The organism is Streptomyces sp. URMC 127, assembly GCF_051386535.1.
In the GTDB taxonomy this organism is placed as follows: Bacteria; Actinomycetota; Actinomycetes; order Streptomycetales; family Streptomycetaceae; genus Streptomyces.
Genome location: NZ_JBPQTW010000008.1, coordinates 34,314 through 60,378, shown reverse-complemented (window position 1 = coordinate 60,378; position 26,065 = coordinate 34,314). Strand labels below are relative to the sequence as shown.

General features: G+C 73.3%; 22 protein-coding genes and 1 pseudogene. 11 read left to right on the top strand and 12 right to left on the bottom strand.

Annotation, left to right across the window (positions count from 1 at the left end):
* Window positions 1–7 precede the first annotated feature (7 nt).
* The gene (locus ACSNOH_RS04070; RefSeq protein WP_436719777.1) at window positions 8–847 is read right to left on the bottom strand and encodes an SDR family oxidoreductase; all 840 of its coding nucleotides are present in this window, start codon (window positions 845–847) and stop codon (window positions 8–10) included.
* 409 nt (window positions 848–1,256) lie between these two features.
* Here ACSNOH_RS04070 and ACSNOH_RS04065 point away from each other — a divergent pair, with 409 nt between their 5' ends.
* Window positions 1,257–1,934, top strand: a complete 678-nt coding sequence (locus ACSNOH_RS04065) for a TetR/AcrR family transcriptional regulator C-terminal domain-containing protein (RefSeq protein ID WP_436719776.1) — start codon at window positions 1,257–1,259, stop codon at window positions 1,932–1,934.
* A gap of 316 nt (window positions 1,935–2,250) precedes the next feature.
* Window positions 2,251–3,684, top strand: a complete 1,434-nt coding sequence (gene rox / locus ACSNOH_RS04060; protein ID WP_436719775.1) for a rifampin monooxygenase — start codon at window positions 2,251–2,253, stop codon at window positions 3,682–3,684.
* A 142-nt stretch (window positions 3,685–3,826) separates the two neighbouring features.
* Here the strand turns inward: rox and ACSNOH_RS04055 are convergent, their stop codons facing one another.
* Window positions 3,827–4,768 carry an RNA polymerase sigma-70 factor gene (locus ACSNOH_RS04055; protein ID WP_436719774.1) on the bottom strand — a complete coding sequence of 314 codons (942 nt, stop codon included), beginning with the start codon at window positions 4,766–4,768 and terminating at the stop codon, window positions 3,827–3,829.
* A 198-nt stretch (window positions 4,769–4,966) separates the two neighbouring features.
* Between ACSNOH_RS04055 and ACSNOH_RS04050 the strand changes: the two genes are divergently transcribed.
* Entirely contained in the window at window positions 4,967–5,455 is a 489-nt protein-coding gene (locus tag ACSNOH_RS04050) for a carboxymuconolactone decarboxylase family protein (protein WP_436719773.1), read from the top strand.
* 30 nt (window positions 5,456–5,485) lie between these two features.
* On the opposite strand, the gene ACSNOH_RS04045 is transcribed toward ACSNOH_RS04050, so the two are convergent.
* From ACSNOH_RS04045 to ACSNOH_RS04025, 5 genes are all read right to left on the bottom strand, one after another.
* Complete coding sequence (locus tag ACSNOH_RS04045; protein ID WP_436719772.1) at window positions 5,486–6,463, bottom strand: carbohydrate kinase family protein; 978 nt, start codon at window positions 6,461–6,463, stop codon at window positions 5,486–5,488.
* Window positions 6,464–6,715: 252 nt separating this feature from the next.
* Window positions 6,716–9,283 carry an ABC transporter permease gene (locus ACSNOH_RS04040; protein WP_436719771.1) on the bottom strand — a complete coding sequence of 856 codons (2,568 nt, stop codon included), beginning with the start codon at window positions 9,281–9,283 and terminating at the stop codon, window positions 6,716–6,718.
* A gap of 76 nt (window positions 9,284–9,359) precedes the next feature.
* Window positions 9,360–10,166: an ABC transporter ATP-binding protein gene (locus ACSNOH_RS04035; protein ID WP_436719800.1), complete on the bottom strand. Its 807-nt coding sequence runs from the start codon at window positions 10,164–10,166 to the stop codon at window positions 9,360–9,362.
* A 238-nt stretch (window positions 10,167–10,404) separates the two neighbouring features.
* Complete coding sequence (locus ACSNOH_RS04030; protein WP_436719770.1) at window positions 10,405–11,082, bottom strand: response regulator; 678 nt, start codon at window positions 11,080–11,082, stop codon at window positions 10,405–10,407.
* Complete coding sequence (locus tag ACSNOH_RS04025; RefSeq protein ID WP_436719769.1) at window positions 11,079–12,668, bottom strand: sensor histidine kinase; 1,590 nt, start codon at window positions 12,666–12,668, stop codon at window positions 11,079–11,081. The genes ACSNOH_RS04030 and ACSNOH_RS04025 overlap by 4 nt, the downstream gene beginning before the upstream one ends.
* A gap of 487 nt (window positions 12,669–13,155) precedes the next feature.
* Between ACSNOH_RS04025 and ACSNOH_RS04020 the strand changes: the two genes are divergently transcribed.
* Window positions 13,156–14,739 (top strand): TROVE domain-containing protein, encoded by a 1,584-nt coding sequence (locus tag ACSNOH_RS04020; RefSeq protein WP_436719768.1) that lies wholly within the window; start codon window positions 13,156–13,158, stop codon window positions 14,737–14,739.
* A 100-nt stretch (window positions 14,740–14,839) separates the two neighbouring features.
* Window positions 14,840–15,520: a DUF899 family protein gene (locus ACSNOH_RS04015; RefSeq protein WP_436719767.1), complete on the top strand. Its 681-nt coding sequence runs from the start codon at window positions 14,840–14,842 to the stop codon at window positions 15,518–15,520.
* Between the two features lie 8 nt (window positions 15,521–15,528).
* Here ACSNOH_RS04015 and ACSNOH_RS04010 read toward each other — a convergent pair.
* Window positions 15,529–16,756 (bottom strand): annotated as a pseudogene (locus tag ACSNOH_RS04010) (IS110 family transposase).
* Between the two features lie 342 nt (window positions 16,757–17,098).
* Here ACSNOH_RS04010 and ACSNOH_RS04005 point away from each other — a divergent pair.
* Both ACSNOH_RS04005 and ACSNOH_RS04000 read left to right on the top strand, forming a co-directional pair.
* Entirely contained in the window at window positions 17,099–19,222 is a 2,124-nt protein-coding gene (locus tag ACSNOH_RS04005; RefSeq protein ID WP_436719766.1) for a catalase, read from the top strand.
* A 62-nt stretch (window positions 19,223–19,284) separates the two neighbouring features.
* Window positions 19,285–19,704, top strand: coding sequence for a CBS domain-containing protein (locus ACSNOH_RS04000; RefSeq protein WP_436719765.1), 420 nt, complete (start codon window positions 19,285–19,287; stop codon window positions 19,702–19,704).
* Window positions 19,705–19,753: 49 nt separating this feature from the next.
* Here ACSNOH_RS04000 and ACSNOH_RS03995 read toward each other — a convergent pair whose 3' ends face one another.
* Window positions 19,754–20,767, bottom strand: coding sequence for a DNA topoisomerase IB (locus ACSNOH_RS03995; protein ID WP_436719764.1), 1,014 nt, complete (start codon window positions 20,765–20,767; stop codon window positions 19,754–19,756).
* A gap of 189 nt (window positions 20,768–20,956) precedes the next feature.
* Between ACSNOH_RS03995 and ACSNOH_RS03990 the strand changes: the two genes are divergently transcribed.
* Together ACSNOH_RS03990 and ACSNOH_RS03985 are read left to right on the top strand one after the other, a co-directional pair.
* The gene (locus tag ACSNOH_RS03990) at window positions 20,957–21,496 is read left to right on the top strand and encodes a DUF1360 domain-containing protein (protein ID WP_436719763.1); all 540 of its coding nucleotides are present in this window, start codon (window positions 20,957–20,959) and stop codon (window positions 21,494–21,496) included.
* A 28-nt stretch (window positions 21,497–21,524) separates the two neighbouring features.
* Window positions 21,525–22,580: an iron-containing redox enzyme family protein gene (locus ACSNOH_RS03985; RefSeq protein WP_436719762.1), complete on the top strand. Its 1,056-nt coding sequence runs from the start codon at window positions 21,525–21,527 to the stop codon at window positions 22,578–22,580.
* Between the two features lie 26 nt (window positions 22,581–22,606).
* On the opposite strand, the gene ACSNOH_RS03980 is transcribed toward ACSNOH_RS03985, so the two are convergent.
* Together ACSNOH_RS03980 and ACSNOH_RS03975 are read right to left on the bottom strand one after the other, a co-directional pair.
* Window positions 22,607–22,831, bottom strand: a complete 225-nt coding sequence (locus ACSNOH_RS03980; protein WP_436719761.1) for a CDGSH iron-sulfur domain-containing protein — start codon at window positions 22,829–22,831, stop codon at window positions 22,607–22,609.
* Window positions 22,815–23,468, bottom strand: coding sequence for a HemK2/MTQ2 family protein methyltransferase (locus tag ACSNOH_RS03975; protein ID WP_436719760.1), 654 nt, complete (start codon window positions 23,466–23,468; stop codon window positions 22,815–22,817). The genes ACSNOH_RS03980 and ACSNOH_RS03975 overlap by 17 nt, the downstream gene beginning before the upstream one ends.
* Window positions 23,469–23,987: 519 nt before the next feature.
* Here ACSNOH_RS03975 and ACSNOH_RS03970 point away from each other — a divergent pair.
* Window positions 23,988–25,232: an MFS transporter gene (locus tag ACSNOH_RS03970; RefSeq protein WP_436719759.1), complete on the top strand. Its 1,245-nt coding sequence runs from the start codon at window positions 23,988–23,990 to the stop codon at window positions 25,230–25,232.
* 63 nt (window positions 25,233–25,295) lie between these two features.
* On the opposite strand, the gene ACSNOH_RS03965 is transcribed toward ACSNOH_RS03970, so the two are convergent.
* Window positions 25,296–25,508, bottom strand: a complete 213-nt coding sequence (locus ACSNOH_RS03965) for a DUF6480 family protein (protein ID WP_436719758.1) — start codon at window positions 25,506–25,508, stop codon at window positions 25,296–25,298.
* A gap of 162 nt (window positions 25,509–25,670) precedes the next feature.
* Here ACSNOH_RS03965 and ACSNOH_RS03960 point away from each other — a divergent pair, with 162 nt between their 5' ends.
* Window positions 25,671–26,042, top strand: coding sequence for a hypothetical protein (locus ACSNOH_RS03960; protein ID WP_436719757.1), 372 nt, complete (start codon window positions 25,671–25,673; stop codon window positions 26,040–26,042).
* Window positions 26,043–26,065: the final 23 nt, after the last annotated feature.

The window sequence follows — 26,065 nt, the reverse complement described above, 5'->3', positions numbered from 1 at the left end:
CTCTTGCCTAAGCGGTCGTGAAGTCGGCGATGTGGTCGGTGACCCAGGTGGTGAACGGGCGGGCGGGGTGGCCCGTGAGTTCCTCGACGGCGGAGGTGAGGGCCACGGGCTTGCCGTCATGGGCTGCCCACCAGTTCAGGAGGGCGTCGGCGTAGTGGGAGGGGATGTAGTCGGCCATCTCCTGCTTCCATTCCCCGCGGGTGACGTGACGGGTTGTGACCGAGCGACCGGTGACGGTGGCGAGCTCCTCGATCTGCCGGGTGAAGGTTATCGACTCGGGACCGGTGAGGGTGAACCGGCCGCCGCGGTGACGAGGGTCGGTGAGGACGGCATGGGCCGCCTCGGCGACGTCCTTCTCGTGGATGGGGTCGCTGTGGGCGCCGGGGAAGGGCAGGCTGAGGGGCCGGCCGGCCTTGATGGGCCAGGCCCAGCCGCGGGCGTTGGCGGCGAAGGAGCCCGGCCGCAGGATGGTCGTGGTGATCGGCGAGGCGAGCAGGGCGTTCTCCACGGCGAGGTGGGAGGCCGCGATCGGGTTGTTCTCGGGGTCCGGACCGAGCACGGCGGACGAGGACAGGAGCACGATGTGCGCCACGCCCGCCCGGTGGGCGTGGTCGATGAAGTCGGTGATGCGGTCGGCGCTGGCGTAGAGGAAGACGGTGGTGACGCCGTCGAGGGCGGCGGCGAAACCGGACGGGTCGGTGAGGTCGAGGCGGACGGTGGGCACGCCGGGGGGCGGGGTGAGACCGTCGGGACGGGCGGAGCCGAGCCGGACGGGCAGGCCGTCGTCGTGGAGCAGGGCGGTCAGGTGGGTGGCGACCGCGCCGCGGCCTCCGGTGATCAGGATCATGACTTTTCTTCTTTCTGCCGTTCAGAGGCGTGTGAGCAAGCGACTCAGCGCGACTCAGCGCGAGCCGGCGCGAGGGACCGGGTGATTCAGTGGTGCCGGGGCCGGGCGGCGCAGTGAGCAGGCGGATCAGGCGAACCAGGCGGACCAGGCGGCAGCACGGGAGGAGCAGGGGCCGGGGTCGCCAGGATCAGGGCGAGGCTGGCCCATCGCCGCAGAGGGGGGAAGAGGACGCCTGCCGGAGGAGGTGCGGCGGCGGTGAGGGTGGTCATGAGGTGGCCCTTCCGGGAAAGGGACGAACCGAAGGGCACATCAGCGCGAATCTCGTTCGTCACGAACAACGTTCGTTCAGACGCTAGGCAACGAACGCTGTTCGTGTCAAACGCTGTTCGTTCGCGGCTAGGATTTCCCCATGAGCACGCAGCCGATCAGCCGCCGCACCCGCCCCGCCAAGGCCCCCCTCAGCCGCGACGTCATCGTGCGCACGGGCCTGGAGATCCTCGACCGCGACGGCCTGGACGCCCTGACCATGCGCCGCGTCGCCAAGGAACTCGACACCGGCCCGGCCTCGCTCTACGTCTACGTCGCCAACCGCGACGACCTCATGGCCGCCATGCTCGACGCGGCCCTCGCACAGGTGCCCCTCACCGCGGAAGGCACCTGGCGGGAGCAGCTCCACTCCCTGGTCGCGGCCACCACCGAGGCCATGAGCCGCCACGAGGGACTGGCCGCCGTCGCCCTCGGTGCCATCCCCACCGGCGACAACGCCCTGCTCGTCCTCGACCGCATGCTCGCTCTCCTCAAGCAGGGCGGCCTCGACGACACCACGGCCGCCTGGGCCGTCGACCTGCTCTACCTGCACGTCGCCGCGGCCGCCGCCGAGCAGAGCACGTACGACGCCAAGGGGGGCGACGAAGGGGACACCATTGCCGCCGCCGACCGCCGCTACGCCTCCCTGCCCGCCGACCGCTACCCGATGATCACCTCACTGAGGCAGGCCCTGCTGTCCCCGGGGGACCGCGACACGTGGGGCCTGAACGTCCTCATCAACGGCATCCTGCACACGCCCGCGCGCCAGGAAGGCAGCTGAGGGACGGCGGGGCAGGAACGACAGGCCGGAACGACGGCCGCGACAACAGCCGGAACAACAGCCGGGAAAACGACAAGGGCAAGGAGTCTTCAGCTCCTTGCCCTTCTCAACATATAGCGCACCGGGGGCCTTGCGGCAAGGCCCCGTTCGTGCTGCACAATCACCGTCCGAAGCCGGAACCTGCGGAAATCAGGTGTTCGCGAAGTACGGCGTGCTTTGGCCGCATACGGGCAGCGCGAGCACGCTGCCGCTGCCGCAACTGCGCGGAGCAGCGGAGCAACCGGCACATCCCATCTCATGGAACGGGGGCGTTGTGATGATTGACGTGATCGTGGTCGGTGGCGGACCGACCGGCCTGACCCTGGCCGCCGAATTGCGGCTGCACGGCGTGCACGTGGTCGTACTGGAGAAGCTGACCGAGCCGACCGAGCAGTCCCGCGGACGCGGCCTGCACACCCGCAGCATCGAGCTGATGGACCAGCGCGGCCTGCTGGAGCGGTTCCTCGCGGTCGGCGAGAAGTTCACCATCGGCGGGTTCTTCGGCGGCATCCTCAAGCCGTGGCCGGACCGGCTGGACACCGCCCACCCCTACAGCCTGTCCGTCCCGCAGCCGGTCACCGAGCGCCTGCTCAACGAGCGTGCCCTCGAACTCGGCACCGAGATCCGGCGCGGCTGCGAACTGACCGGGCTGAGCCAGGACGAGAACGGGGTGACCGCCGAACTGGCCGACGGCACGCGGCTGCGCTCGCGCTACCTCGCCGGCTGCGACGGCGGCCGCAGCCTGGTGCGCAAGCTGCTGGGCGTGGGCTTCCCCGGTGAGCCCGCCAGGACCGAGACGCTGCTGGGCGACATGGAGGCGACCGAGGACCCGGCGGCGATCGCCGCCGTCGTCGAGGAGGTCCGCAAGACCCAGCTGCGGTTCGGCCTCATCCCCCTCAAGGACGGGTCCGGGTCGTACCGCGTCATCGTGCCCGCGGACGGTGTGGCCGAGGACCGTACGCTCCCGCCGACGCTGGAGGAGTTCCGGCAGCAGCTGCGGGCCGTCGCGGGCACGGACTTCGGCGTGCACTCGCCCCGCTGGCTCTCCCGCTTCGGCGACGCCACCCGGCAGGCCGAGCGCTACCGGACCGGCCGGGTGCTGCTGGCCGGCGACGCGGCGCACATCCACCCGCCGACCGGCGGGCAGGGACTCAACCTCGGCGTACAGGACGCCTTCAACCTCGGCTGGAAACTGGCCGCCGAAGTGAACGGCTGGGCACCGGAAGGGCTCCTGGACAGCTACCACGCCGAACGGCACCCGGTGGCCGCCGCCGTACTGGAGAACACCCGCGCCCAGATGACGCTGCTGGGCACCGATCCGGGCACGACCGCGCTGCGGGAACTGCTCTCGAAGCTGATGGACTTCGAGGACGCGAACCGCTACGTGACCGAGATGATCACCGCGACCGGGGTCCGCTACGACTTCGGCGAAGGCCACGACCTGCTCGGGCGGCGGATGCGGGACGTCACCCTCAAGCGGGGACGCCTCTACGAGCTGATGCGCGGCGGCCGCGGACTGCTGCTCGACCAGACCGGCCGGCTCTCGGCGGCGGGCTGGACGGACCGCGTCGACCACGTCGTCGACGTCAGCGAAGAACTGGACGTGCCCGCGCTCCTGCTGCGCCCGGACGGGCACGTGGCCTGGGCCGGCGAAGACCAGCAGGACCTGCTCGCACACCTGCCCAAGTGGTTCGGCGCCGCCGCCCGCTGACCGCACCGCCCCCGCCGGGTGCGTGCCGTGCTCACGTGCGATGCGGGGCCGCGCTGACGGACTCCGGCAGCGCGTCGAGCACGGCAGGCGTGCAGCCGGGCCGGGGGCGCCCGGGCCGGGGGCGCCCGGGCCGTATCCCGGCTCAGCGGCGCAGTGCCGTCTCCTGCTGCATGTGCGAGAGCTTCTCGGGGTTGCGCACGGCGTAGAGGCCGGTGATGAGGCCCTCTTCCATGCGCACCGCCACGACGGTGTCGAGCTCGCCGTCGAGCCGGATCGTCAGCGCCGGGTGGCCGTTGACCCGGGCCGGCCGCAGCGACACCGCGGCGGCGGCCTTCCTCAGCCCGCCGAGCAGCAGGCGTCCCACCTTGTCGGCTCCCACGACGGGCCGCAGGATGGCCTTCTTGACTCCGCCCCCGTCACCCATGAGGACGACGTCCGGCGCGAGGATGCCGAGCAGTCCCTGCAGGTCGCCCGTCTCGATCGCCCTCTGGAACGCGTCCAGCGCGTCCCGGGTCTGGGCCGGAGAGACGACCCCGCGCGGGCGGCGCGCCGCGACGTGCGCCCGCGCCCGGTGGGCGATCTGACGGACCGCGGCGGGGCTCTTGCCGACGGCTTCGGCGATCTCGTCGTATCCGAAGTCGAACACCTCGCGCAGCACGAACACCGCCCGCTCGGTCGGCGCGAGCGTCTCCAGGACCAGCAGCATCGCCATCGAGACGCTGTCGGCCAGCTCGACGTCCTCCGCCACGTCCGGAGCGGTCAGCAGCGGCTCGGGCAGCCAGGTGCCGACGTAGGACTCCTTGCGGCGGCCCAGCGTGCGCAGCCGGCCCAGCGCCTGGCGCGTGGTGATGCGGACCAGGTACGCGCGCTGGTCCCGCACCGTGCCCAGGTCGACACCCGCCCACCGCAGCCAGGTCTCCTGCAGGACGTCCTCCGCGTCGGCGGCCGAGCCGAGCATCTCGTAGGCGACGGTGAACAGCAGATTGCGATGGGCGACGAACGTCTCGGTGGCCGGGTCCGTGCGCCCGCCGCCGGTGAGCTGCCCGCTCGTGTCCTCCGTGCGCCCGCTGTGCTCGCTCGTCACCGGTTGCTCCTGCCTGTTCGCTTTCGACGGTGCCACGCGCACAAGACGCCGGCTTCGGCAGTCTTGTGACAGCGAAAGGCGGTGGCGTACGTCACACTTCCTGCCTGTCACAGGCGGCGGGCCGCCGGCATCTCTTGTGCGTCAGTGCAACACCGCAGTGCACCACAGCAGTGCACCACCACGAGTGAGGACGACGTCATGGACGCCCGTTTCAACCTGTTCGACACCGAGTTCGGCGCCAAGTTCACCAAGCGGTTCGCCAACGCGGGCGTGCTGCTCCACCAGTCGACGCTGCCGAAGACCACGCAGGAGCTCGTGTCGCTGCGCGCCAGCCAGATCAACGGCTGCGGCTGGTGCATCGACATGCACACCAAGGAGGCGGCCGCCGCCGGTGAAAGCGCGGTCCGGCTCAACCTCGTCGCCGCCTGGCGCGAGTCCACCGTCTTCACCGAGGCCGAGCAGGCCGCGCTGGCGCTCGCCGAAGAGGGCACCCGGCTCGCCGACGCCCACGAAGGCGTGTCCGACGAGACCTGGGCCCGGGCGCGCAAGCACTACGACGACGACCAGCTCGCCGCCCTGATCTCCCTGGTCGCCCTGATCAACGCGGCGAACCGGCTCGCCGTGATCGTGCACCAGCGGGGAGGCTCCTACGAGCCCGGCATGTTCGCCACCGCGCTCAACAACTGACCGGCGGACGCGCGCCGGTTCCGGCCCGGGTCAGCGAGCGGGGGACGCGGCGAGCTCGGCGGCGTACGGGGGCCGGGCGCCGGCCCGGGAGCAGGTGACCGCGGCCGCGCGGGCCGCGAAGGCCAGGATGTCGCGCCACTCCTCCGCGCCGAGGACGGGGGAGGGCACGAGGGCGCCGTGGCCGTCAAGGCGGTGCAGCAGCGCCGCATTGACGGTGTCGCCCGCGCCGATGGTGTCGACGACCGTCACCCGCTCGCCGGGGACCGACAGTTCGAGGCCGTCACGGGTCAGGACGGTCAGACCCGCGCCGCCGCGGGTGAGCACCACGGCGTACGGGCCCGCGGCCAGCCACTTTCCGGCGGCGGCCACCGGATCGCCCTCGCCCTCCGGGCCCGCGAGCCAGGCCGCGTCCTCTTCCGAGAGCTTGAGGAGGGTGACGTACGGGAGCCAGGAGCGGAAGCGGGCCCGGTAGGCGTCCGCGTCGGGGATGAGACCGGGGCGCACGTTCGGGTCGAGGGCGGTGAACAGGCCGCGGGCGAAGGCGCGGCGCATCAGCTCCTCGTACGCGCTCGCGCCCGGTTCGAGGACGAGCGAGCAGGTGCCGAAGGAGACGGCCCGGGCCGCTTCGGGCAGAGTGTCCGGGCTGGTGAACAGGCGGTCCGCGGTGCCGCCGGCGTGGAAGGAGTACTCGGCCGAGCCGCCGTCGCCGATGTGCGCCACGGCCAGCGTGGTGGGCTCGGGCCCGCGCTGGACCAGGGAGGTGTCCACGCCGTCCGCCGTCAGGCCGCTGAGCAGCGCCCGGCCGAAGTGATCGGTGGACAGCCGCGAGCAGAAGGCGGTGGAGGAGCCGAGGCGGGCCAGGGCGACGGCGGTGTTGTACGGGCCGCCGCCGCGCTTGGGCAGCAGGGCGGGGAGATCGCCGGCGGTGGGCCCGTCCTGGCCTCCGTCCCCGGGCCGGGCCTCCGCGGGAACGAGGTCGATGAGGGCTTCCCCGGCGACGATGATCATGAAGTGGGACCTTTCGGGACGGCGCGCGGGCGGCTCCGCGGCCACGGTACCAACGCGTCGCTGCGCACGGTCGTTCCCGGAAGGCGGTCGGGCACCGGGCCGGTCGTCCGGACGGACCTCCAACGCCTGCCGCCGGAAGGCCCGGAAGCCCGGAAGCGCCCGGCAACCCGGGAAACACCCTGGGCCCCGCCGGGGATGGCGGGGCCCACGGTGTTCCGGGACCGGCTGGGCCGCGCGGGCCCGGAGTGACCGTCAGGCGTCGGCGACGGCCCGCAGGGGGCTGAGCGCGGCGGCCCGGCGGGCGGGGAGCGCGGCCGCGGCGGCGCCGGCGGCGAGGGACAGGGCGACGACGAGGGCGAGGGTGCCCCAGGGGAGGGCGAACGTGTACTGGGGGATCGCCCCGTTGGCCAGTCCGCTGATCTTCCACGCTCCGAACAGGCCGCAGGCGAGCCCCAGCAGGGTGCCGTAGGCGGCGACAGCGAGGGATTCCAGGCGGATCATGCGGCGGATGCCGGCGCGGTCCATGCCGATGGCGCGCAGGACCCCGATCTCCCGGGTCCGTTCGGTGACCGACATGGCGAGGGTGTTGACCATGCCCAGTGCGGAGATGACGACGCCGACGGCGAGCAGCCCGTACACGATGGTGATCAGGTCGCCGGCGACGCCGGCCTGCTCCTGGACGATCCGGGCACGGCTGTCGACCTTCAGCAGGGGGCTGTTGTCGACGGCGCCGCGCAACTTCTTCTCCAGGCCGGCGGAGGCGGTCCCGTGGTCGGTGGCCACGAGGATGCGCTGCAGGGAGTCGCGCAGGTAGCTGTGCTGCTGCACGTCGCCGCGGTAGGCGAGGACGTCCTGGGCGGTGGGGTTGTCCTCGTAGACGCCGACGACGGTGTAGGGCCGCGCGCGGTCGCCCTGCCCGGGGCCGATGCTCGCCTTGATCCGCCCGCCGGTGCCGACCCGGTTCTCGCGGGCGAAGCTGCTGGAGACGGCGATCCGGCCCGGTCCGAGGTCCTCGGCGGAGCCGCTGGTGAAGCGGAGCTTCATGACCTCCCCGACGGTCTTCGGGTCGACGCCGGAGACCGGCCGGGCGAAGGCGCCGGTGGAGAGGGTGGAATCCGCGACGGCGGAGGCGGTTCTGACGCCGGGGACGGCGGCGACCCGCCGGACGGCGGCCGCGTCGACGGCGGTGGTGGTGTTGCGGGTGCTGATGACGTAGTCGGCGCTCAGACCGGCGGCGGCCTGGGAGTCCAGGGCCCGGCTGGAGGAGTGGTCGATGACGGCGAGGCCGGAGACGAGCGCGGTGCTGATCATCAGGGCGACGGCGGTGGCGGCGGTGCGGCGGGGATCCCGTAGCGCGTTGTCCTTCGCGAGCTCGCCCGCCACGCCGAGCCGGGCGGTGAGCCGGCCGATGAGGCGGATCACCGGGCCCGCCAGGAGCGGGGCCAGCAGGATCAGGCCGGTCACGAGGACGCCGCAGCCGAGCATGGCGGTCTGCAGGTTCTCGTCCGAGGCGTCCTTCGCGTCGCTCAAGGAGAGCAGCAGTCCGGCGCCGAGGAGGAGCGCCGCCGCGCCGGTCGCGCCCCGGACCCTGGACCGTGTCGCGGCGGGCGGCTGGTCGGCGGTGCGCATCGCCTCGACCGGGGCGATCCGCGCGGCCCGCCGGGAGGGCAGCCACGCGGCGAGGACCGTGACGCCGACGCCGACGGCGAGGGAGGCGAGCACCGGGGCGGGGCCGATCACCAGCGGCCCTTGCGGCAGCAGGTCGTCCGCGGTGCCGAGCACGCCGGGCAGGGCGCCGGCGACACCGAGTCCGAGGACGAATCCGAGCAGGGAGGCGACGAGGCCGACCAGCGCCGCCTCGGCGAGCACGGAGCCGACGACCTGGCGCCGGGTCGCGCCGATCGCGCGGAGCAGCGCGATCTCCTTGGCACGTCGCGTGATGAGCATCGTGAAGGTGTTGATGATGAGGAACGAGCCGATGAAGAGCGACACCACGGCGAAGATCATGGGCAGCCGGGAGTAGCTGCTGGTCTTGGTGTCGATGAACACCGACTGCTGGGCGGCCTTCGCCCCCGCGGTGGTCGCCTCCGCACGGTCGGCCGGCAGCAGCGCGCGGACGCGCTCGGCGAGTTCGAACGGGGAGGTGCCGGGCGTGGCGGACAGGTCGATGCCGGTGTAGCGGCCCGGGGCGGCGAACAGCTTCTGCGCGGTGGCCTTGTCGAACACCGCGAGGGTGCCGCCGGCGGTGACCCGGGTGTCCTTGGTGGAGACGATGCCGACCAGCCGCATCTTCAGGACGGGCCCGTCGGTGGCCAGGGTGACGGTGTCGCCGAGCGCGTACTTGCCGGCCGCCGCGGTGCCGCGGTCCAGCGCTATCTCGCCGTCCGTGCGCGGGGCGCGGCCGGCCGTCAGCGGGTAGCGGCTGTCCTTGCCGCCGGCGCCGGGGACGTAGGCGGCGGCGAGCTTGCCCCTCGCGTTGCCGGCGCGCATCGGGGTGCCGTCCTTGGCGGCCAGGGTGGCCGAGCCGTCGGCCGTCGGACGGGCCGCGGCGACACCGGGCAGAGCGGCCAGCCTGGCGACGAGCGCGTCGTCGAGGACGGTGGTGCGCGCGTCGGCCCGGGCGCCCGGCGGGTATTTCGGCTCGACGGTGACCGCGATGCCGGCGTAGTTCCTGGCCATGGAGGCGCGGTAGGCGGCGGTGGTGGAGTCGGCGAAGACGAGCGAGCCGGAGATGAACGCGACCCCGAGACAGACCGCGAGGACGGTCATGATCAGGCGGGCCTTGTGCGCGACGACGTTGCGCAGGGCTGTTCGCAGCATGGTGAGCTTTCGGCGGGTGTGGTCGGCGGGAGGGTTACGGGTACGGCCGGCAGCGGCAGGGGAAGCCGCGGCACGGTCAGGAGACGCGGCCCCGGGCTTCGAACGCGAGCATCCGGTCCAGGACGGCTCCCGACGTCGGCTCGTGCAGTTCGTCCACCAGGCGGCCGTCGGCGAGGAACACCACGCGGTCGGCGTACGAGGCGGCCACGGGGTCGTGGGTGACCATCACCACCGTCCGGCCCAGCTCCCGCACCGAGTCGCGCAGAAACCCGAGCACCTCGGCGCCGGAGCGCGAGTCGAGGTTGCCGGTCGGCTCGTCGGCGAACACGATCTCCGGGCGGGATACCAGGGCGCGGGCCACGGCGACGCGCTGCTGCTGCCCGCCGGACAGCTGGGCGGGACGGTGCGCGAGCCGGCCCGCCAGGCCGACGGTGGCGACGACGGTGTCCAGCCACCCGGCGTCGGGCCGGCGGCCGGCCAGCCGCAGGGGCAGGGTGATGTTCTCCAGCGCCGTGAGCGTCGGCAGCAGGTTGAAGCCCTGGAAGACGAAGCCCACCTTCTCCCGCCGCAGCCGGGTGAGCTGCCGGTCGTTCAGATCGGACAGCTCGACGCCGCCGATCCGGGCCGATCCCGACGTCACGGGGTCCAGGCCGGCCATGCAGTGCATCAGCGTGGACTTGCCGGAGCCGGAGGGACCCATGACGGCCGTGAACCGGCCCCGCGCGAAGTCGACGGACACCCCGTCCAGCGCGGTGACCCGGGTCTCTCCCCTCCCGTACGTCTTGGTCAGGCCGGACGCGCGGGCTGCCGGCTCCGCGAGGGCTGTGCTGGAGGAAGGGAACGTCTGCGACGTGGGTGCCTGCGGCTTGGGTGCCTGCGACATGGATGACTGCGACTCGGATACCTGCGACATGGATACTCCGCCTGGCGTGTGACGGCCCGCGAGGAGTTCCGCGGGCCGGGGGACGTGTCCATCCTCACGGCCCTGAGCTGCGGAAACATCGTGCTGGAGGCGGGAGTTGGCCTCTGCCGAAAGGGCAGCGGCACCCCCGCGCGCCTCTGCCGAAGGGCAGAGATCCGGCGGGGGAGATCTGCCCCAGGGGAGAGGAACGCGGGAGGCTTCAGCGAGCCAGGCCCGTCCGGTGCGCCAGCAGCGCCGCCTGGACGCGGCTCGCCGAACCGGTCTTGTCCAGGATGGCGCCGACGTGGGTCTTCACCGTGCCGGTCCCGATGCCGAGCCGCGCGGCGATGTCCTGGTTCGACAGGCCCTCGCCGAGCATCGCCAGGACCTCCCGCTCCCGCCCGGTGAGCCGGGCGATCCGCTCGTCAGCGAGCGCGCCGCCGGGGCTCGGCGGTTCACCGGCGCGCAGCATCCGGGAGACCACCGCCCCGGTCACGCCCGGGGAGAGCACGGCGTCCCCGGCGGCGGCCGCCCGCACGGCGCTGATCAGCTCCTGCGGGCCCTCGTCCTTCAGCAGGAATCCGGCGGCGCCTTCCCGCAGCGCCCGCACCACGTTGTCGTCGTCGCCGAAGGTCGTCAGCATCACCACGCGCGGCGCCGGATCGAGGGCGAGCAGCGGGGCGATCGCGGCCAGCCCGTCGCACACCGGCATCCGGATGTCCAGCAGCACCACGTCGGGCCGGTGCGCGGCGGCCATCTCGACGGCTTGCCGTCCGTCCGGGGCCTCGGCGACGACCTCGATGCCGTCCGCGTGGCGGAGGATCAGGCGCACTCCGTGCCGGATCATCGTCTCGTCGTCGGCGAGCAGGACATGGATCGGCCGGACGGGCTCGGTCACGGAATCTCCCAGGGTGCGGCGTCCCGGACCGACGGGACGGTGAAACGGTCGACGGCGGTCAGACGCTGTGAGGCGTCGAAGCAGTAGCGGGCGATGACCAGGGCGCCGGGGCGGCGCTCGGTGGCGCCGTTGAACGGATAGATGCAGCCGGCCGTGCCGGCGGGTCGCGGCGGTTCGTGGCCGGTGGCCGCGGCCCGGACGGCCGCGTTGTCCTGGACACCCGAGGCCGTCACCTCGCCGTAGGTCATGCCGGCCCGGGGCAGCGGGCGCGGTCCGGCGTCCCGGTGGGGCGCCGTCGCGTACACGAACAGGGTGCCGAGGAACATCAGCACGCTCAGCGCCGCCAGCCCCAGGGCGAGCGTCAGCACGTGCGCGGTGCGGCGCTCGGGCGCGGCACCGCCTTCGGTGACGGCCTCGCCTGCCTCCGGTCCGGCGCCTGCGGTGCCGGGCCCGGGTGCGGGGACGTCTCCGGGCTCGGCCGGCACGGTCGCGTCGACCCGGAAGCCGCCGGACGGCAGGGGAGCGGCCTCGAACGTCCCGCCCAGCAGCGCCACCCGCTCCCCGAGACCGGTGAGACCGCGACCGGTGCCCACGCCCCCGGCAGGGGCCGCGGCCGCGGGCGGAGCGCCGTTGCGCACGGTCACCCGCACCGTCTCGTCGCCGTGCACCACCGTCACGGTGACGTGCGCCGCGCTCGCGTACCGGTGCACGTTGGTCAGCGACTCCCGCACCACTCGGTGCACCGCGCGGCGCACCGGCGCGGGGCGGGCGCCGAGGTCCGGCCCCGTCCAGTCCAGCCGTACGGCGACCCCGCCGTCACGGGACTCCGCCACCAGCGCCTCGATGTCGGCGCGGGTGCCGGTGGCGTCGGTGAGGGCCTCCGGCCCGGTGTCCCGGCCCAGCGGCCCCAGCACGCCGAGGGCCTGCCGCAGCTCGCGCATCGCGTCCCGGGTGGTCCGCCGCACCAGGACGGCCTCTTCGCGCAGCCCGGGGTCGGCCCGCTCCAGGGCCAGCTCCAGCCCGCCGGCGTGCAGCGAGATGAGACTCAGCCGGTGCCCCACCAGATCGTGCATCTCGGCGGCGATGCGGGACCGCTCGTGAATGCGGGCCTCGCTGTCGGCGAACCGGCGGGCCCGCTCCGCCGCGTCCCCGCGCTCGCGCAGCGCCTGCACCAGACGCCGCTGCTGACCGTAGGACGTGCCGACCAGGCCGGGCACGGCCACGGCGGTCGGCATGAGGACCAGGCCGAGCGCCAGCCCGTACGGCACCGGACCCGGACCCAGCCAGGGCGCGGAGGCCGTCGCGCACGCCACGAGCAGCACGGCCGCCGCGATCAGCAGCCGGGCGCGCCGCCGCGCCCGGGCCGTCTGCCGCGCCACCGTGTACGCGGCCGCCGCCGCGACCGGCCCCACGCAGGACGCCAGGCCGGTCAGCACGGCGAGGACGAGGAGCACGGCCGCTGGGGCGCGGTGACGCAGCGGGAAGAGCCCGGCACCGGCGACCAGCGCCGGCAGCTGCAGATACGGGTGGGGCAGCTGTCCGAGGCTCGCGACCGCGCCCCACACGCCCAGGCCCGCGAGCGCCACGCAGACCGTCCCCGCCGCTGAGGCCGCAGCCCCGCCCGGACGGATTCCGGGCGCACTACGGGGGAGGGGACGGCGGAACGGGCGAGTGGGCGACACGCTGACCAGTATCAATGCCCAAGAGCGGCGGCACCGTGCGCCTCAGGGCTGATTCACGGCTCTGCCGAAAGACAGAGGCGCGACACCGCCGTAGGCCCCCTGCCGGAAAACCCTTGGCGCGGCGGTCTCCCACCCGCCTAGGGTGGGCGGCGTCCAGGTGCGAAGGCAGGACCTACTTCGACTCATAATCGGGAGGCCGCGGGTTCGAGTCCCGCCGCCGGCACACAGGCCGGTGTAGCTCAGCAGGCAGAGCACCTTGTCGGTTCCGCCGCCTCGATCTCTGGACACCTTGCTTCACGCATGTCACGCACCTCCCGGTGCGCGGGCCGGCGGCTGCTTCGTTGTGATCGAAACCCATGCCGCCGGCCCCTTTGAACTCGGGGGAATTCCCATGGCCCGCTTCAACGCCCGCGCGCCCAAGGGCAGCGGCCGTCCCGTCTCGCCCGTCACCACCGCCGGCCGCACCCGCACCCACCTGGGCGGTGCGGGGCACGTGCGGGACGCGCGGTCCGAGCTGTTCCTGCTCGCGGTGGACAACTTCGTCTCCCAGCAGACCCACCACGAGAGTGCCGCCGGCCGTGACGACCGGTTCACCGCGCTCGTGCGCAAGCTCGCCGTCGAGGACCCGTCCTGGACCGCGGGCCTGCTGGGATGGCTGCGCGGCGACGGGCAGATGCGCACCGCCGCCCTCGTCGGCGCCGCCGAGTACGTCAAGGCCCGCCTCGCCGCCGGTGCCGCGGACGGCCCCGCCAACCGCGAGGTGGTCGCCTCGGTCCTGCGCCGCGCCGACGAGCCCGGCGAAATGCTCGCGTACTGGACCTCCACGTACGGCCGCAACGTGCCCAAGCCCGTCAAGCGAGGCATCGGCGACGCCGTGCGCCGCCTCTACACCGGCCGCAACCTCCTCAAGTACGACACCGCCTCCAAGGGCTACCGCTTCGGCGACGTCCTCAACCTCGTCCACCCCGCTCCCGACCCGGGCAAGCCGTGGCAGGGCGAGCTCTTCCAGTACGCCCTCGACCGCCGCCACCACCCCGACGACGCCCTGCCGCCCGCCACGGACCGCACGCTCAGCGCCCACCACGCGCTGATGGCCGTCCCCCTCGCCGAACGGCGCGCCCTCGTCACCGGCCCCGGCGCCGCCGAGCGGCTCGCCGAGGCCGGCATGACCTGGGAGGCGCTGGCGGGCTGGCTGCAGGGGCCGATGGACGCGGCGGCCTGGGAGGCCGTCATCCCGTCCATGGGCACCATGGCCCTGGTCCGCAACCTGCGGAACTTCGACCGGGCGGGCGTACGCGACGAGACCGCCCGGCAGGTGGCGGCCCGCATCGCCGACCCCGCGGAGGTCGCCCGCTCCCGGCAGTTCCCGTTCCGCTACCTCGCCGCGTACCAGCACGCCCCGTCGCTGCGCTGGGCCTATCCGCTGGAGCAGGCGCTGGGCCACTCGCTTGCGAACGTGCCCCGGCTGCCGGGCCGGACGCTGGTCCTGGTCGACCGCTCCGGCTCCATGTGGTCCCCGCTGTCCGAACGCTCCGAGCTCAACCGCGCCGACGCCGCCGCGATCTTCGGCACGGCCGTGGCGATGCGCGCCGCCGCTGCCGACCTCGTCGAGTTCGGCACCACCAGCGCGCCCGTCGCCTACCGCGGCGGCGAGTCCGTCCTCAAGGTGCTGGGCCGCTTCGGCAGCCTCGGCGGTACCGACACCACCGAAGCGGTGCGCCGGCACTACCGCGGGCACGACCGGGTCCTGATCGTCACCGACGAGCAGGCCTCGTACCACCGCGCGGGCGACCCGGCCGCACAGGTCCCGGCGGACGTGCCCGTCTACACCTGGAACCTCGCCGGCTACCGCCCCGGCCACGGCCCCTCCGGCTCGGGCAACCGGCACACCTTCGGCGGTCTCACCGACGCGGCGTTCCGCATGGTGCCGCTGCTGGAGAACGGCCGCGACGCCCACTGGCCCTGGGAGCACTGACGCCCACCGGCCCGGGGAGCACTGAGGAGAGCCTCCCCCGCCGCGTGGCGGCGCTCGCCGCCCGACCGGACAATGGCGGCGAGAGCACAGGGAGGCGCTCATGCGGCTGACCAATCTCCGCGACGAGCCGGCCGACTACGTCCGGGCCCGGGAAGAGCTGCGGCAGGCCGAGATCGAGCTGATGCGTCACCGGGAGCGCGTGGCCGAGCAGCGCCGCCGGCTGCCGCCCGGCCCCGTCGTCGACGACTACGTCTTCGAGGAGGGCCCCGCCGACCTGCAGGCCGGTGACACACCGGTGACGACCGTCCGGCTGAGCGAACTGTTCACCGGGCCCGGCCGTGACCTGGTCGTCTACCACTTCATGTTCGGCAAGCGGCAGACCGAGGCGTGCCCCATGTGCACCATGTGGCTCGACGGCATCAACGGCGTCGCCCGCCACATCGCCCAGAACGTGGACTTCGCCGTCGTCGCCGCCGCGGGCACCCCCGAGCTCCGCGCGTACGCCCGCAAGCGCGGTTGGACCGGCCTGCGCCTGCTCAGCGCCGGGACCGGGACCTTCAAGTACGACCTCGGGAGCGAGGACGCCGAGGGCAACCAGGACTCGACCGTCTCGGTGTTCACCCGCGACGACGACGGAACGGTGCGCCACTTCTACTCGGCACACCCCCGGATGGCCGACGACATCGACCAGCGGGGCATCGACCTGATGAGCCCGGTGTGGCACGTCCTCGACCTCACGTCCCGGGGCCGGGGCGAGTGGTACGCCGGGCTCGATTACTAATCTTGTTGTCAAGCGGCTGCCGTGACGGGTGGTGTCGGCTCGTAGCACCGTCCGTCGCGGAGCAGGGCCCACAGAACGTTGACTCGTCGGCGGGCGAGAGCGAGCACGGCCTGGGTATGCCGTTTACCCTCGGCGCGTTTACGGTCGTAAAAGCGGCGGGACTCATCGCAGTAGCGGATGCTGATCAACGCGGAGGTGTAGAAGACGCGTTGGAGACCTCTGCTGTATCGCTTGGGCCGGCGCAGGTTGCCGCTGATACGGCCCGAGTCGCGTGGGGCTGGGGCCACGCCGGCGAAGCCGGCCAGGCGGTCTGGGGTGCCGAATAGGGCCATGTCTCCGCCGGTGGACGCGAGGAACTCGGCACCGAGCAGTGGTCCGATGCCGGGCACGCTCGTGATCACCTTCGCGTCCCCGTGCTCGCGAAACCGGGCCTCAATGAGCTTGTCGATGTCGGCGATCTGCCCGTTGAGGCGCATCACCTCCTTCGCCAGGGTGTGCACCAGCTGGGCTGTCGGCTTCTCCCCGAACACACTGGTCTGCTGGCGCTCGGCAGCCTCCACGGCGGCCGTGGCCAGTTGCGCGGCGCCGCGGACCTTGCGGTTGCGCAGCCAGGTTTCCAGACGGCGGACACCAGCTCGGCGGATGGCCGCCGGTGTCTGATAGCCGGTGAGCAATATCAATGGGCCTACATTGGTCAGATCCAGGGCCCGTTCCATGCCGGGGAAGATCCCGGTGAGGTGACCTCGCAGGCGGTTGATCATACGGGTGCGGTCGTCTGCCAGGTCTCGACGGTGACGAGTGAGGATCTTGAGTTCAACGACGAGTTCATCACCAGGCCGCAGAACCTGAAGGTCCCGGCGGATCCGGGCCTGATCGGCGATGATCGCCGCGTCCTTGGCATCGGTCTTCCCCTCGCCCCGGTAGCCCTCCGAGGCTCGGTTGACCGCTATGCCGGGGATATAGAGCACGTGTTGCCCATGGCTGAGAAGCAGATCGACCAGGGCGGGCCGCGAGCTAGGCGGCGCCGCCATCGGCAAGGTCGATGCCCCAGGTCACGTCTTCACCCTGGGCAAAGACGTCAGTAAGGAGCCGCAGCAGTTCCTCTTCATCGTTGGCCACACGACGCGACAGAAGATGCCTGCCGCTTTCGTCGATCACCACGCAGTGGTGATGGCCCTTGCCGGCGTCGATACCGGCCCAGATCACTGTCACGCGCTCTCCACAGATCGTTTGCATGCAGGTCCCGCAGACGACCTCGCTGGCCAGTCCCTACTCAGCGATCGGTTCGCAATTACTAATCAGCAGCCGAGTCGTCAGGGGGTGCCGGGCGGCCAATCGAACGCAGCCACACGGTCGGCAGACTACTGAGAGCCACACCCGGCACCCCTGGGTGAGCCAACCCTACGAATGGCTCGCTCATCCCGTGCAACAACGTAGGGACTACTGAAACGACGGCCGCGCAGCGGCGGCGAGACCGGGGGAACAATCCCCGGCGCCCGCTGTTTCGGCTCCGCGCTCGCGGGCACCCGGCCGGGACGGAAGGGTCGATTCCCCACCCTGGCGAGAGGAAGTGCTGACGTGTCCGCCCACCACGAGCCGTCACACCGGGGCAGCCCGGCAGAGCAGGACCCGAAGGACGAACAGCTGTCGCGCTTCCGTGCCGCACCGGAGCACGACGCCCTCACCACCGACCAGGGCGTACGCGTCGACGACACCGACAACGCCCTGCGCGCCGGGACCCGCGGGCCGACGCTCCTGGAGGACTTCCACAACCGCGAGAAGATCACGCACTTCGACCACGAGCGGATCCCCGAGCGCGTCGTCCACGCCCGCGGCGCCGGAGCGTACGGCTACTTCGAGCCGTACGCGTCGCTGAGCGAGTACACCTGCGCCGACTTCCTGGCCGAGGCGGGCCGCCGCACGCCCGTCTTCGTGCGGTTCTCCACCGTCCAGGGGCCGCGCGGCTCGGCCGACACCGTCCGTGACGTACGCGGCTTCGCCACCAAGTTCTACACGCGCGAGGGCAACTACGACCTGGTCGGCAACAACATGCCGGTGTTCTTCATCCAGGACGCCGTCAAGTTCCCCGACTTCGTGCACGCGGTGAAGATGGAGCCGCAGCACGAGATGCCGACGGGAGCATCGGCCCACGACACGTTCTGGGACTTCGCCTCCCTGCAGCCCGAGACCACCCACATGCTGATGTGGCTCATGTCGGACCGGGCCATCCCGCGCAGTTTCCGCATGATGCAGGGCTTCGGGGTGCACACCTTCCGGTTCGTGACGGCCGACGGGCGCGGCACGTTCGTGAAGTTCCACTGGAAGCCCGTCCTGGGCGTGCACTCGCTCGTGTGGGACGAGGCGCAGATCACCGCGGGCCGCGACCCCGACTTCAACCGGCGGGACCTGTGGGAGTCCATCGAGTCGGGCGCGTACCCGGAGTGGGAGCTGGGCGTCCAGCTGGTCCCGGAGGAGGACGAGTTCGCCTTCGACTTCGACCTGCTCGACGCCACGAAGATCATCCCGGAGGAGCAGGTGCCGGTCCGCCCGATCGGCAAACTGGTCCTCAACCGCAACCCGCAGAACTTCTTCGCCGAGACCGAGCAGGTCGCCTTCCACACGGCGAACGTCGTCCCCGGCATCGACTTCACCAACGACCCGCTGCTGCAGGGACGGAACTTCTCCTACCTCGACACCCAGCTGATCCGGCTGGGCGGGCCGAACTTCAGCCAGCTCCCCGTCAACCGCCCCGTCGCCGACGTCAACCACAACCACCGGGACGGCTTCGGGCAGCAGATCATCCACCCGGGCACGAACTACTTCCCCAACTCGCTCGGCGGCGGCTGCCCCGCGCACGCGGGCGCCGGCGGCGGCGCCGGGGTGTTCCGGCACTACGCCGAACGGGTGGAGGGGCAGAAGATCAGGGAGCGCAGCCCGAGCTTCCAGGACCACTACAGCCAGGCCGCCCTGTTCTGGAACAGCATGGCCGACTGGGAACGGCGCCACATCGTCGAGGCGTTCCGCTTCGAACTGGGCAAGGTGGAGACGGCCGCGGTGCGCGAGCGCATGGTCGGCAACCTGGCCCACGTCAACGGCGAGCTGGCCGCCGCCGTCGCCGACGGCCTGGGCCTGCCCGCCCCCCAGCCCGTCGACGGCATCACCAGCGCGGCGTCACCCGCCCTCAGCCAGGAGAACCTGCGCGGCGAAGGCGCCCGGACCCGCAAGCTCGCCGTCCTGGCCGCCCCCGGAACGCAGGCCGCCCAGATCGAGGCCGTCCGCGAGCGGCTGACGGGCGCGGGCCTGATCGTGGAGGTCCTGGCGGCCAAGGACGGCGAGGTCCCGGCCGCGGGCGGCGGGACGGTGACGGTCGACCGGGCGCTGCCCACCATGGCCTCCGTCCTCTACGACGCCGTGCTCGTCCCCGACGGGACCGAAGCCGTGGACGCGCTCGCCGCCGACCCGGCGGCCGTGCGGTTCGTGGAGGAGGCCTACCGCCACGGCAAGCCGCTGGCCGTCCTCGGCGAGGGCACGCGCCTGCTGACCGCGGCCAAGCTGCCCGAAGAGGTCGTCATGGGCGAGTCGGCCGCCTCGTACGGCATCCTGACGGCCGACGGCACGGCGACGCCCGACGCCCTGGCCGACGCCCTGGTCACCGCCCTGGAGCAGCACCGCTTCCCCTACCGCCCCGGACTGCTGAACTGACGGCGCCGGCGGCCTCGGGCGAGGCCCCGGCACCCGTACGGACACGACAGGAGGACCACCCGATGGGCCGGAAGATCCGCGAGATCATGTCGAACGTCCCCGTGGCCGTGGGGCCGCAGACATCCGTCGTCGAAGTGGCCCGGCGCATGCGCGAGGAGGACATCGGAGCCGTCCTCGTCACCGACGGGGACCGGCTGCGCGGCCTGGTCACCGACCGGGACCTCGTGGTGCGGATCCTGGCCGAGGGCGGCGACCCGGGCGAACGGACCGTCCACCAGGCGTGCAGCGAGGAACTCGTCAGCGTGACCCCGGACGATGCGGCCGAGGACGCGGTGCGCCTGATGCGCGAGCACACCGTCCGCCGGCTGCCGGTGGTCGAGGACGGCCGGGCCGTCGGAATCGTCTCGCTCGGCGACCTGGCGGTCGAACGCGACCGGGGCTCCGCCCTGGGCGACATCAGCGCGGCCGAGCCGAACCGCTAGACGGCCGGGCCCCGCCCGCGGCAACCGGCCGCAGGCGGGGGCCGGGCGCTCATTGCGCCAGCATGCGCAGCACGGCCTCCTCGACGGCTCCCTGCGTGGCCGGCGCCCCCCAGGGCACGCCCCGGCCCAGCTCACCGAGGGCCGGGGCCACCGTGACGCCGTCCTCGTAGAGCTCGAAGACCCGCGGGTTGATGTAGGAGGACCGGCACACCGCAGGGGTGTTGCCCAGATAGACGGCGACCTCCTTGACCGCCCGCACGACGGCGCGCCGCCGTGCGGCCTCCGGCGCCCGGGCCACGGGCTCGGAGACGGCCAGGGCGACGGCCGCCAGGACGGTGGCGTGCCAGGTCCGGAAGTCCTTGGCCGTGACGTCCAGGCCGGCGAGCTCCCGGAGCCAGGCGTTGAGCTCGTCGCTGTCCACCTCGCACCAGCCGCCGCGCCGCCGGTAGGCGAACAGCCGCTGTTCTGGCCGCCGGTGGCGGTGCAGCGAGGCCAGGGTGCGGCAGACGTCCGGATCGGCCACGGCCTGCACGCGGTGCTGACCGCCCTTGGCCGGATAGGCGAAGGTCACCTCGCCCCGGCGGCACGTCAGGTGCTCGCTCAGCATGGTGGTGAGCCCGTACGTGCCGTGCTCCTGGGCGTACGCGTCCGAACCCACCCGGAACAACCCCAGGTCGAGCAGGCGGACCGCGCAGGAGAGCACCCGGTCGTGGGCCAGCCCCCGCTCGCCCAGGTGCCGCCCGGCCGTGCGCCGGACCGCGGGGAGGCACTCGGCCACCCGCAGGACGTGCTCGTGCTTCGCCGCCTCCTGCTGCGCGCGGAACGCCGGGTGGTACAGATACTGGCGGCGTCCGGCCGCGTCCGTCCCCACGGCCTGCAGGTGACCGTTGAGCCACGGGCAGATCCACACCTCCCGCCAGGCCGGCGGAATCGCCAGCCCGCGGATGCGCTCCGCCTCGGCGGCCGGCAGCGGGTCGCCGTGCCGGTCCAGGTAGGCGAAGCCCCGCCCTCGGCGCACCCGGCGGTGCCCCGGCCTGTTGGGGTCGCTGGTGCGAAGGCGCATGGCGTGTCCCTCCGCTCATGTGTCTCTCACCCTACGCCTGCCGCCCGCCGGCCCCCTGCGCCCGCCGTCCGGCGGCCTGTGCGAACCGCCGGGGCGGGAGGGGTTTGCGGACGCGGAAGCCGGTAACCCGGTGCCGGATACGCCCGTACCCGCGGAGAAGGGACGCACGCATGGAGAAGGGACGCACGCATGCCGAGCCCTGACGACGCCCGTGGCCGTCTGCGGCAGAACCTGGAAGAGGAAGGCGAGGCCTACACCAGCGGCGAGGACCACCCGCTGGGGGCCTACGTCGGGGCGATGGGCGTCTACGTCGGGGGGATCGCGGCCCTGGCGGCGGTCGCCCGGCTCACCCGCCGGGAGCTGCCGGACCCCGCCCCCTGGGACGTGGTGCTGTGCGCCGGTGCGACCCACCGGCTGTCCCGGCTGCTGGCCAAGGACCCGGTGACCAGTCCGCTGCGCGCGCCGTTCGCCCGCTACCGGGGCGTCGAGGGCCCCGCCGAACTGGCGGAGGACGTACGCGGCACCGGCGCGCGCAAGGCCATCGGCGAGCTCCTGACCTGCCCTTTCTGCACCGGCATGTGGATCTCCACGGGGATCGCCGCCGGGATGGTCTTCGCGCCGCGCGCGACGCGGCTCGCGTCGGCCACGCTGACCGCGCTCGCCTGCTCCGACCTGCTGCAGTTCGTGCGCGTGCGGATGCAGCAGAAGACCGGGGAATCCGGGGAATAGCCCCCTGGGCACACGGGAGGGAGCAACCATGGCCGACCCGTCCGGCACCAGGGCGCCGGGAACGCTCACGCGCGGCGACGCGCAGCGCGGGCGGTCCGGCGCGGCCGCGTGCCCGCCTCCCCGCGGCGAGCTCACCGCGGCGCTGACCGAGGCGTTCGCCCGCGAGCCGGGCAGCGGACGGCTTCCCGGCCGGGCGCTCGCCGAGCGCGCCGACGTCTACGGAGACGACGTCCAGCTCGCCCTCCACCTCTGCTACGAGCTGCACTACCGCGGCTGGGAGGGCGTCGACGACGGCTGGGAGTGGGACCCCGGCCTGCTGGGCCTGCGCCAGGTCCTGGAGCGGCGCTTCCTGGCCGCCCTGCGCGCCGACGCCCCGGGCACCGGGAACGCCGCGGCGGCCCTGGAGGAACTGGTCCTGGACCGGGCGGGCGGCCCGGACGTCTCACGGTTCCTGCAGCACCGGGGCGAGTGGTGGCACATGCGCGAGTACGCCGTCCACCGCTCGCTCTACCAGCTCAAGGAGGCCGACCCCCACGCGTGGATGATCCCCCGGCTGACGGGCCGGGCCAAGGCCGCGTTCGTCACCGTCGAATACGAGGAGTTCGGCGCCGGCCGCGCCGAGCGGGTGCACGCCGAGCTGTTCGCGGCCCTCATGCGCGACCTGGACCTGGACGACGCCTACGGGCACTACGCGCACGCCGTCCCCGCCGTGACCCTCGCCACGGTCAACCTGATGTCGCTCCTGGGACTGCACCGGGCCCGCAGGGGCGCCCTGGCCGGGCACTTCGCCGTCCTGGAGTGCACCTCCCCGCCCGGTTCCCGCAGGCTCGCCCGGGCGCTGCAGCGCCTCGGCGCCGGGCCGGCGGCCGTCGGCTTCTACACCGAGCACGTCGAGGCGGACGCGGTGCACGAGCAGCTCGTACGCCACGAGTTCATCGGCGGCCTGCTCGCCGGGGAGCCCGGACTGGGGCCGGACGTCGCCTTCGGCATCGCCGCCACCCTGTGGCTGGAGGACCGCCTCACCGACCACCTGCTCGGCGCGTGGGAAGAGGGCAGGAGCTCGCTGCGCGCGCCGCTGAGCTGACTACCCCGTGCCGGTCACGGTGCCGGTCACGAGGTGTCGCGCCGGGACGCGGGACGGCGGCGGTGACTGGTGTCGCACCACGGGAAGACCTGGCTGCGGCGGCACGTGCACAGGGCGACCACCGGCCGGTCCGAGCGCACGATCGTGCCGTCCTCCGTGACGACCTCCACAGGGCCGTCGATCAGCATGGGCCCGCCGGGTTCCTGCCGGACCCGCGGGGCCCGCGGCCGGGGCTCAGACGCGCTGGGCACGGATCACCACCAGTTCCTCCTTCTCCTCGCCGGGCGCCAGGAGGCCCCGGGCGAGGAGCCACTCGGCGCGGGCACGTGTTTCCGGTCCCAGCGGGATCAGAACCCGGTCGATCACTTGCGGCTTCAGCCCGCCGGCGGCCAGCAGCGCCAGGGTGGGCCGTACGCCGCAGAGAGCGGAATGGACCAGCAGCAGGACACCCGAGGGCCGCAGCACCGCGGGCACCTGCGTACACAGCCGGTCCAGCACCGTCCGGCCGTCCTCGCCGCCGTCGAGCGTCCGGGCGATCCCCCGCGGCGGGCGCGGGCCCGGGGGAGTGGGCACGTAGGGCGGATTGGCGACGACGAGATCGAACCGCTCGCCGGCGACCGGGGACAGCAGATCGCCGCGCACCGTCCGGATGCGGCAGCCGGCCAGGAGCCCGTTGAGCCGGGCGGTCAGCACCGCCCGGCCGCACACGTCGATCGCCGTCACCTCGGCGGCCCCTCGCCGGGCGGCGGCGACGGCCAGAGCGCCGCTGCCGGTGCCGACATCCAGGACCCGGGCGGCGCGCGGCAGCTCTTCGCGGCACAGAGCGGCGGCCAGGAGGCGCGTGTCCTCCTGCGGGGGGTACACGCCGGGAAGGACGACGCATCGCATGCACCACGAGTGACCGGGCGTCCCGGGTTTAAACCCGCAGAGACGGCCAGGAGCAGGCGCTGCGATCCGCTCCCCGGCGTAAGGACTTGGCTGCACAAGGTTGCCACGGTGCCCGGAGCGGCACCGCCCCGGGCCTCCCGCACCCCGGCTGAGCTGGGCTTTCACTCAGGGTGAGCGACCCCACAGCCGATCGGCTTCCCCGGGCGGGGAAGCGCTTGTGACGATGTCATGGACGCCGGAGCAGCGCCGCGGGAACGGTTCTGCGGTCCCGGCGTTTTTCCCGGCCTGCTGCTTCAGGGACGCCCTGGATGCTCTCGCCGCCCGGCAGGGGCGCGATCGTGGCCGGCCCGCCGCCCAGGACGCCCACGACCCCGGACCGGAGCCTTGCGCCTTTTCTCTCGCCAGCATGCCAGCACGTCTGTGCCCGCAGCCGCCGCAGTGCGGCCCGTGCGGGCGCTCCTCCGTCGCCGCCCGGCGGGCGGGAACCGGTCGCCGTGGCGCTGCCTGCGCAGCCGCAGCATGCGCTGGTGGTCCGCTGCGAACCTGGTGTCGAACCTGGGCACCTGGATGCAGCTGACCGTGCAGAACCTGCTCGTCCTCCAGCTCACCGGCTCCGCCGCCGCGACCGGCCTGTCGCTCGCGGTGCAGGCCGCGCCCGGCCTGCTCTTCGGGCTGCTCGGCGGCGCCGTCGTCGACCGCTGGCCCCGGAAGGTGACCGCCGCGGTCAGCCAGGCCCTGCTGGCGCTCGTCGCCTTCGCCACGGCCGCGCTGGTCGCGTTCGGCATGCTCACCGTTCCCGTCCTGATGGCCCTCGCGGCCGTCACCGGCCTGATCGCCACCGTGGACGGTCCCGCGACGTCGCTGCTGGGCAACGACCTCGTCCCCGAGGAGGACGTGCCCTCCGCGATCGCGCTCGGGTCGGTGGTGCACAGCGTCGGCCGGCTGGCCGGCACCGCCCTGGCCGCCGTGGGCATCGCCGCGATCGGCACCGCCGGCGCCTACGCGATCAATGGTCTGTCGTTCCTCTTCGTGACCGCGGTCATCCCCTTCCTGCGGCTGCACCCGGCCGCCGCCGCGGCCGCCGAGGCGGCCCCGGTGACACGCGAGGAGCGCAAGGCGGTCGCCCGCGGCGGCCTGTCCTTCTTCCTCAGCCGCCGGACCCTGGTCGCGCTGGCCGTCATCGGTGCGGTGAGCGCCGTCCTGGGCCGCAACTACCAGCTGACCCTGGCCACGCTCGTCACCGGCCCGCTGCACGGCGGCCCGGGCGCGTACGGCCTGGTCTCCGCGCTGCTGGCCGTCGGCGGCATCGCCGGTGCCGTCGTGGCCGGACGCCTGCGGCGGCCCACGGTCCGCGTCGTCGCCCTGCTGGCGGCCGCCGGTGCCCTGCTGCAGGTCGTCGCCGGTCTCAGCCCCGTCCTCGCCGTACTGCTGATCATGGTCGTGCCCATGGCGATCGCCGAGTCCGTGGCCGACACCGCCACGGCGACCGTGCTGCAGACCGACCCGCCGGCGCACATGCGCGGCCGTGTCCTGGGCGTGTGGCGCAGCGTCAGCACCGGCTGGAGTCTGGCCGGGCCGCCGCTGCTGGGCCTGCTGGTGCAGGGGGCCGGTGAGCGCGGCGCGCTCGTGATCGGCGGAGTCGTCATCGTCGCCGTGATCGCGGCCGGTGCCCTCGCCCGGCGCCGCCGCACGCCGTCGCGGCCCGTGGCCGTCCCGGCCGCCGTGCCCGCCGCCGCCGAGCCGGTCTTCCAGCCCGCGGCCTGAGCCGGCCCGAGGCCGCGGCCCGAGCCGGTCCGGGCCCGCGGCCCGAGCCCGTCCGGGCCGTGGTCACACGATCGCGGCCCAGATGAGCACGGTGACGGCGAAGAGCACCACCATGGTGCCGATGACGATGACGGGCGCCTTGCCCCAGCCCCGCGAGAGGTCGTCCCGCGGGCCGGCGCCGCTGGTGCTGTCCTCGCCCGGCGGGGTCTCGCCGGGCGGCACTCCGCCGCCCGGTTCCAGGCCGGGGGTGCGGTCGGGTTCGGGGTCGTGGGTCACGACGGGGCCCCTTTCCTCGGTGCGCCGGCTCGCGGCCTTCCGCGAAGGCCCGGCCCGGCCACCTTCACACGACGCGGGCCGGGGTGCGCGCTGTGGTGCGCAGTTGTGTGACAACGGGCCCGGCCACGGATGACCGTTGTGCGGGCGGGTACCCCGCGGCGGGTGAGAATCCAGCATCCCGCCCATCGCGACGGTGACCGCAGGGGCCTCTTCGAGCGGTTCGCCGAGAAGGCCTCCCACTTCACCAGCTCCCGGCCGTTCTTCGGGCTGTGCCTGCTGCTCGTGGTGAACTTCGTGGCCATGCACGTCCTACGGCTCTCGGTCGAGCTGGAGCTGCTCGCCGCGGGCCTCATGACGTGCGTGACGCTCCTGCTGCTCGCCCTGCTGAAGAACTCCGAGCTGCGGGCCGAGCACGCCATCCAGCGCAAGCTCGACGCGGTGGCCGAGGCCCTGCTGGAGCACCACGAGGGCACGGGCGACGGCAAGGCCTTCGACGCGCTGCGCGACGCCGTCCGGATGGAGGAGGAGATCTGAATCCTCCGCCCGGATCGTGACTG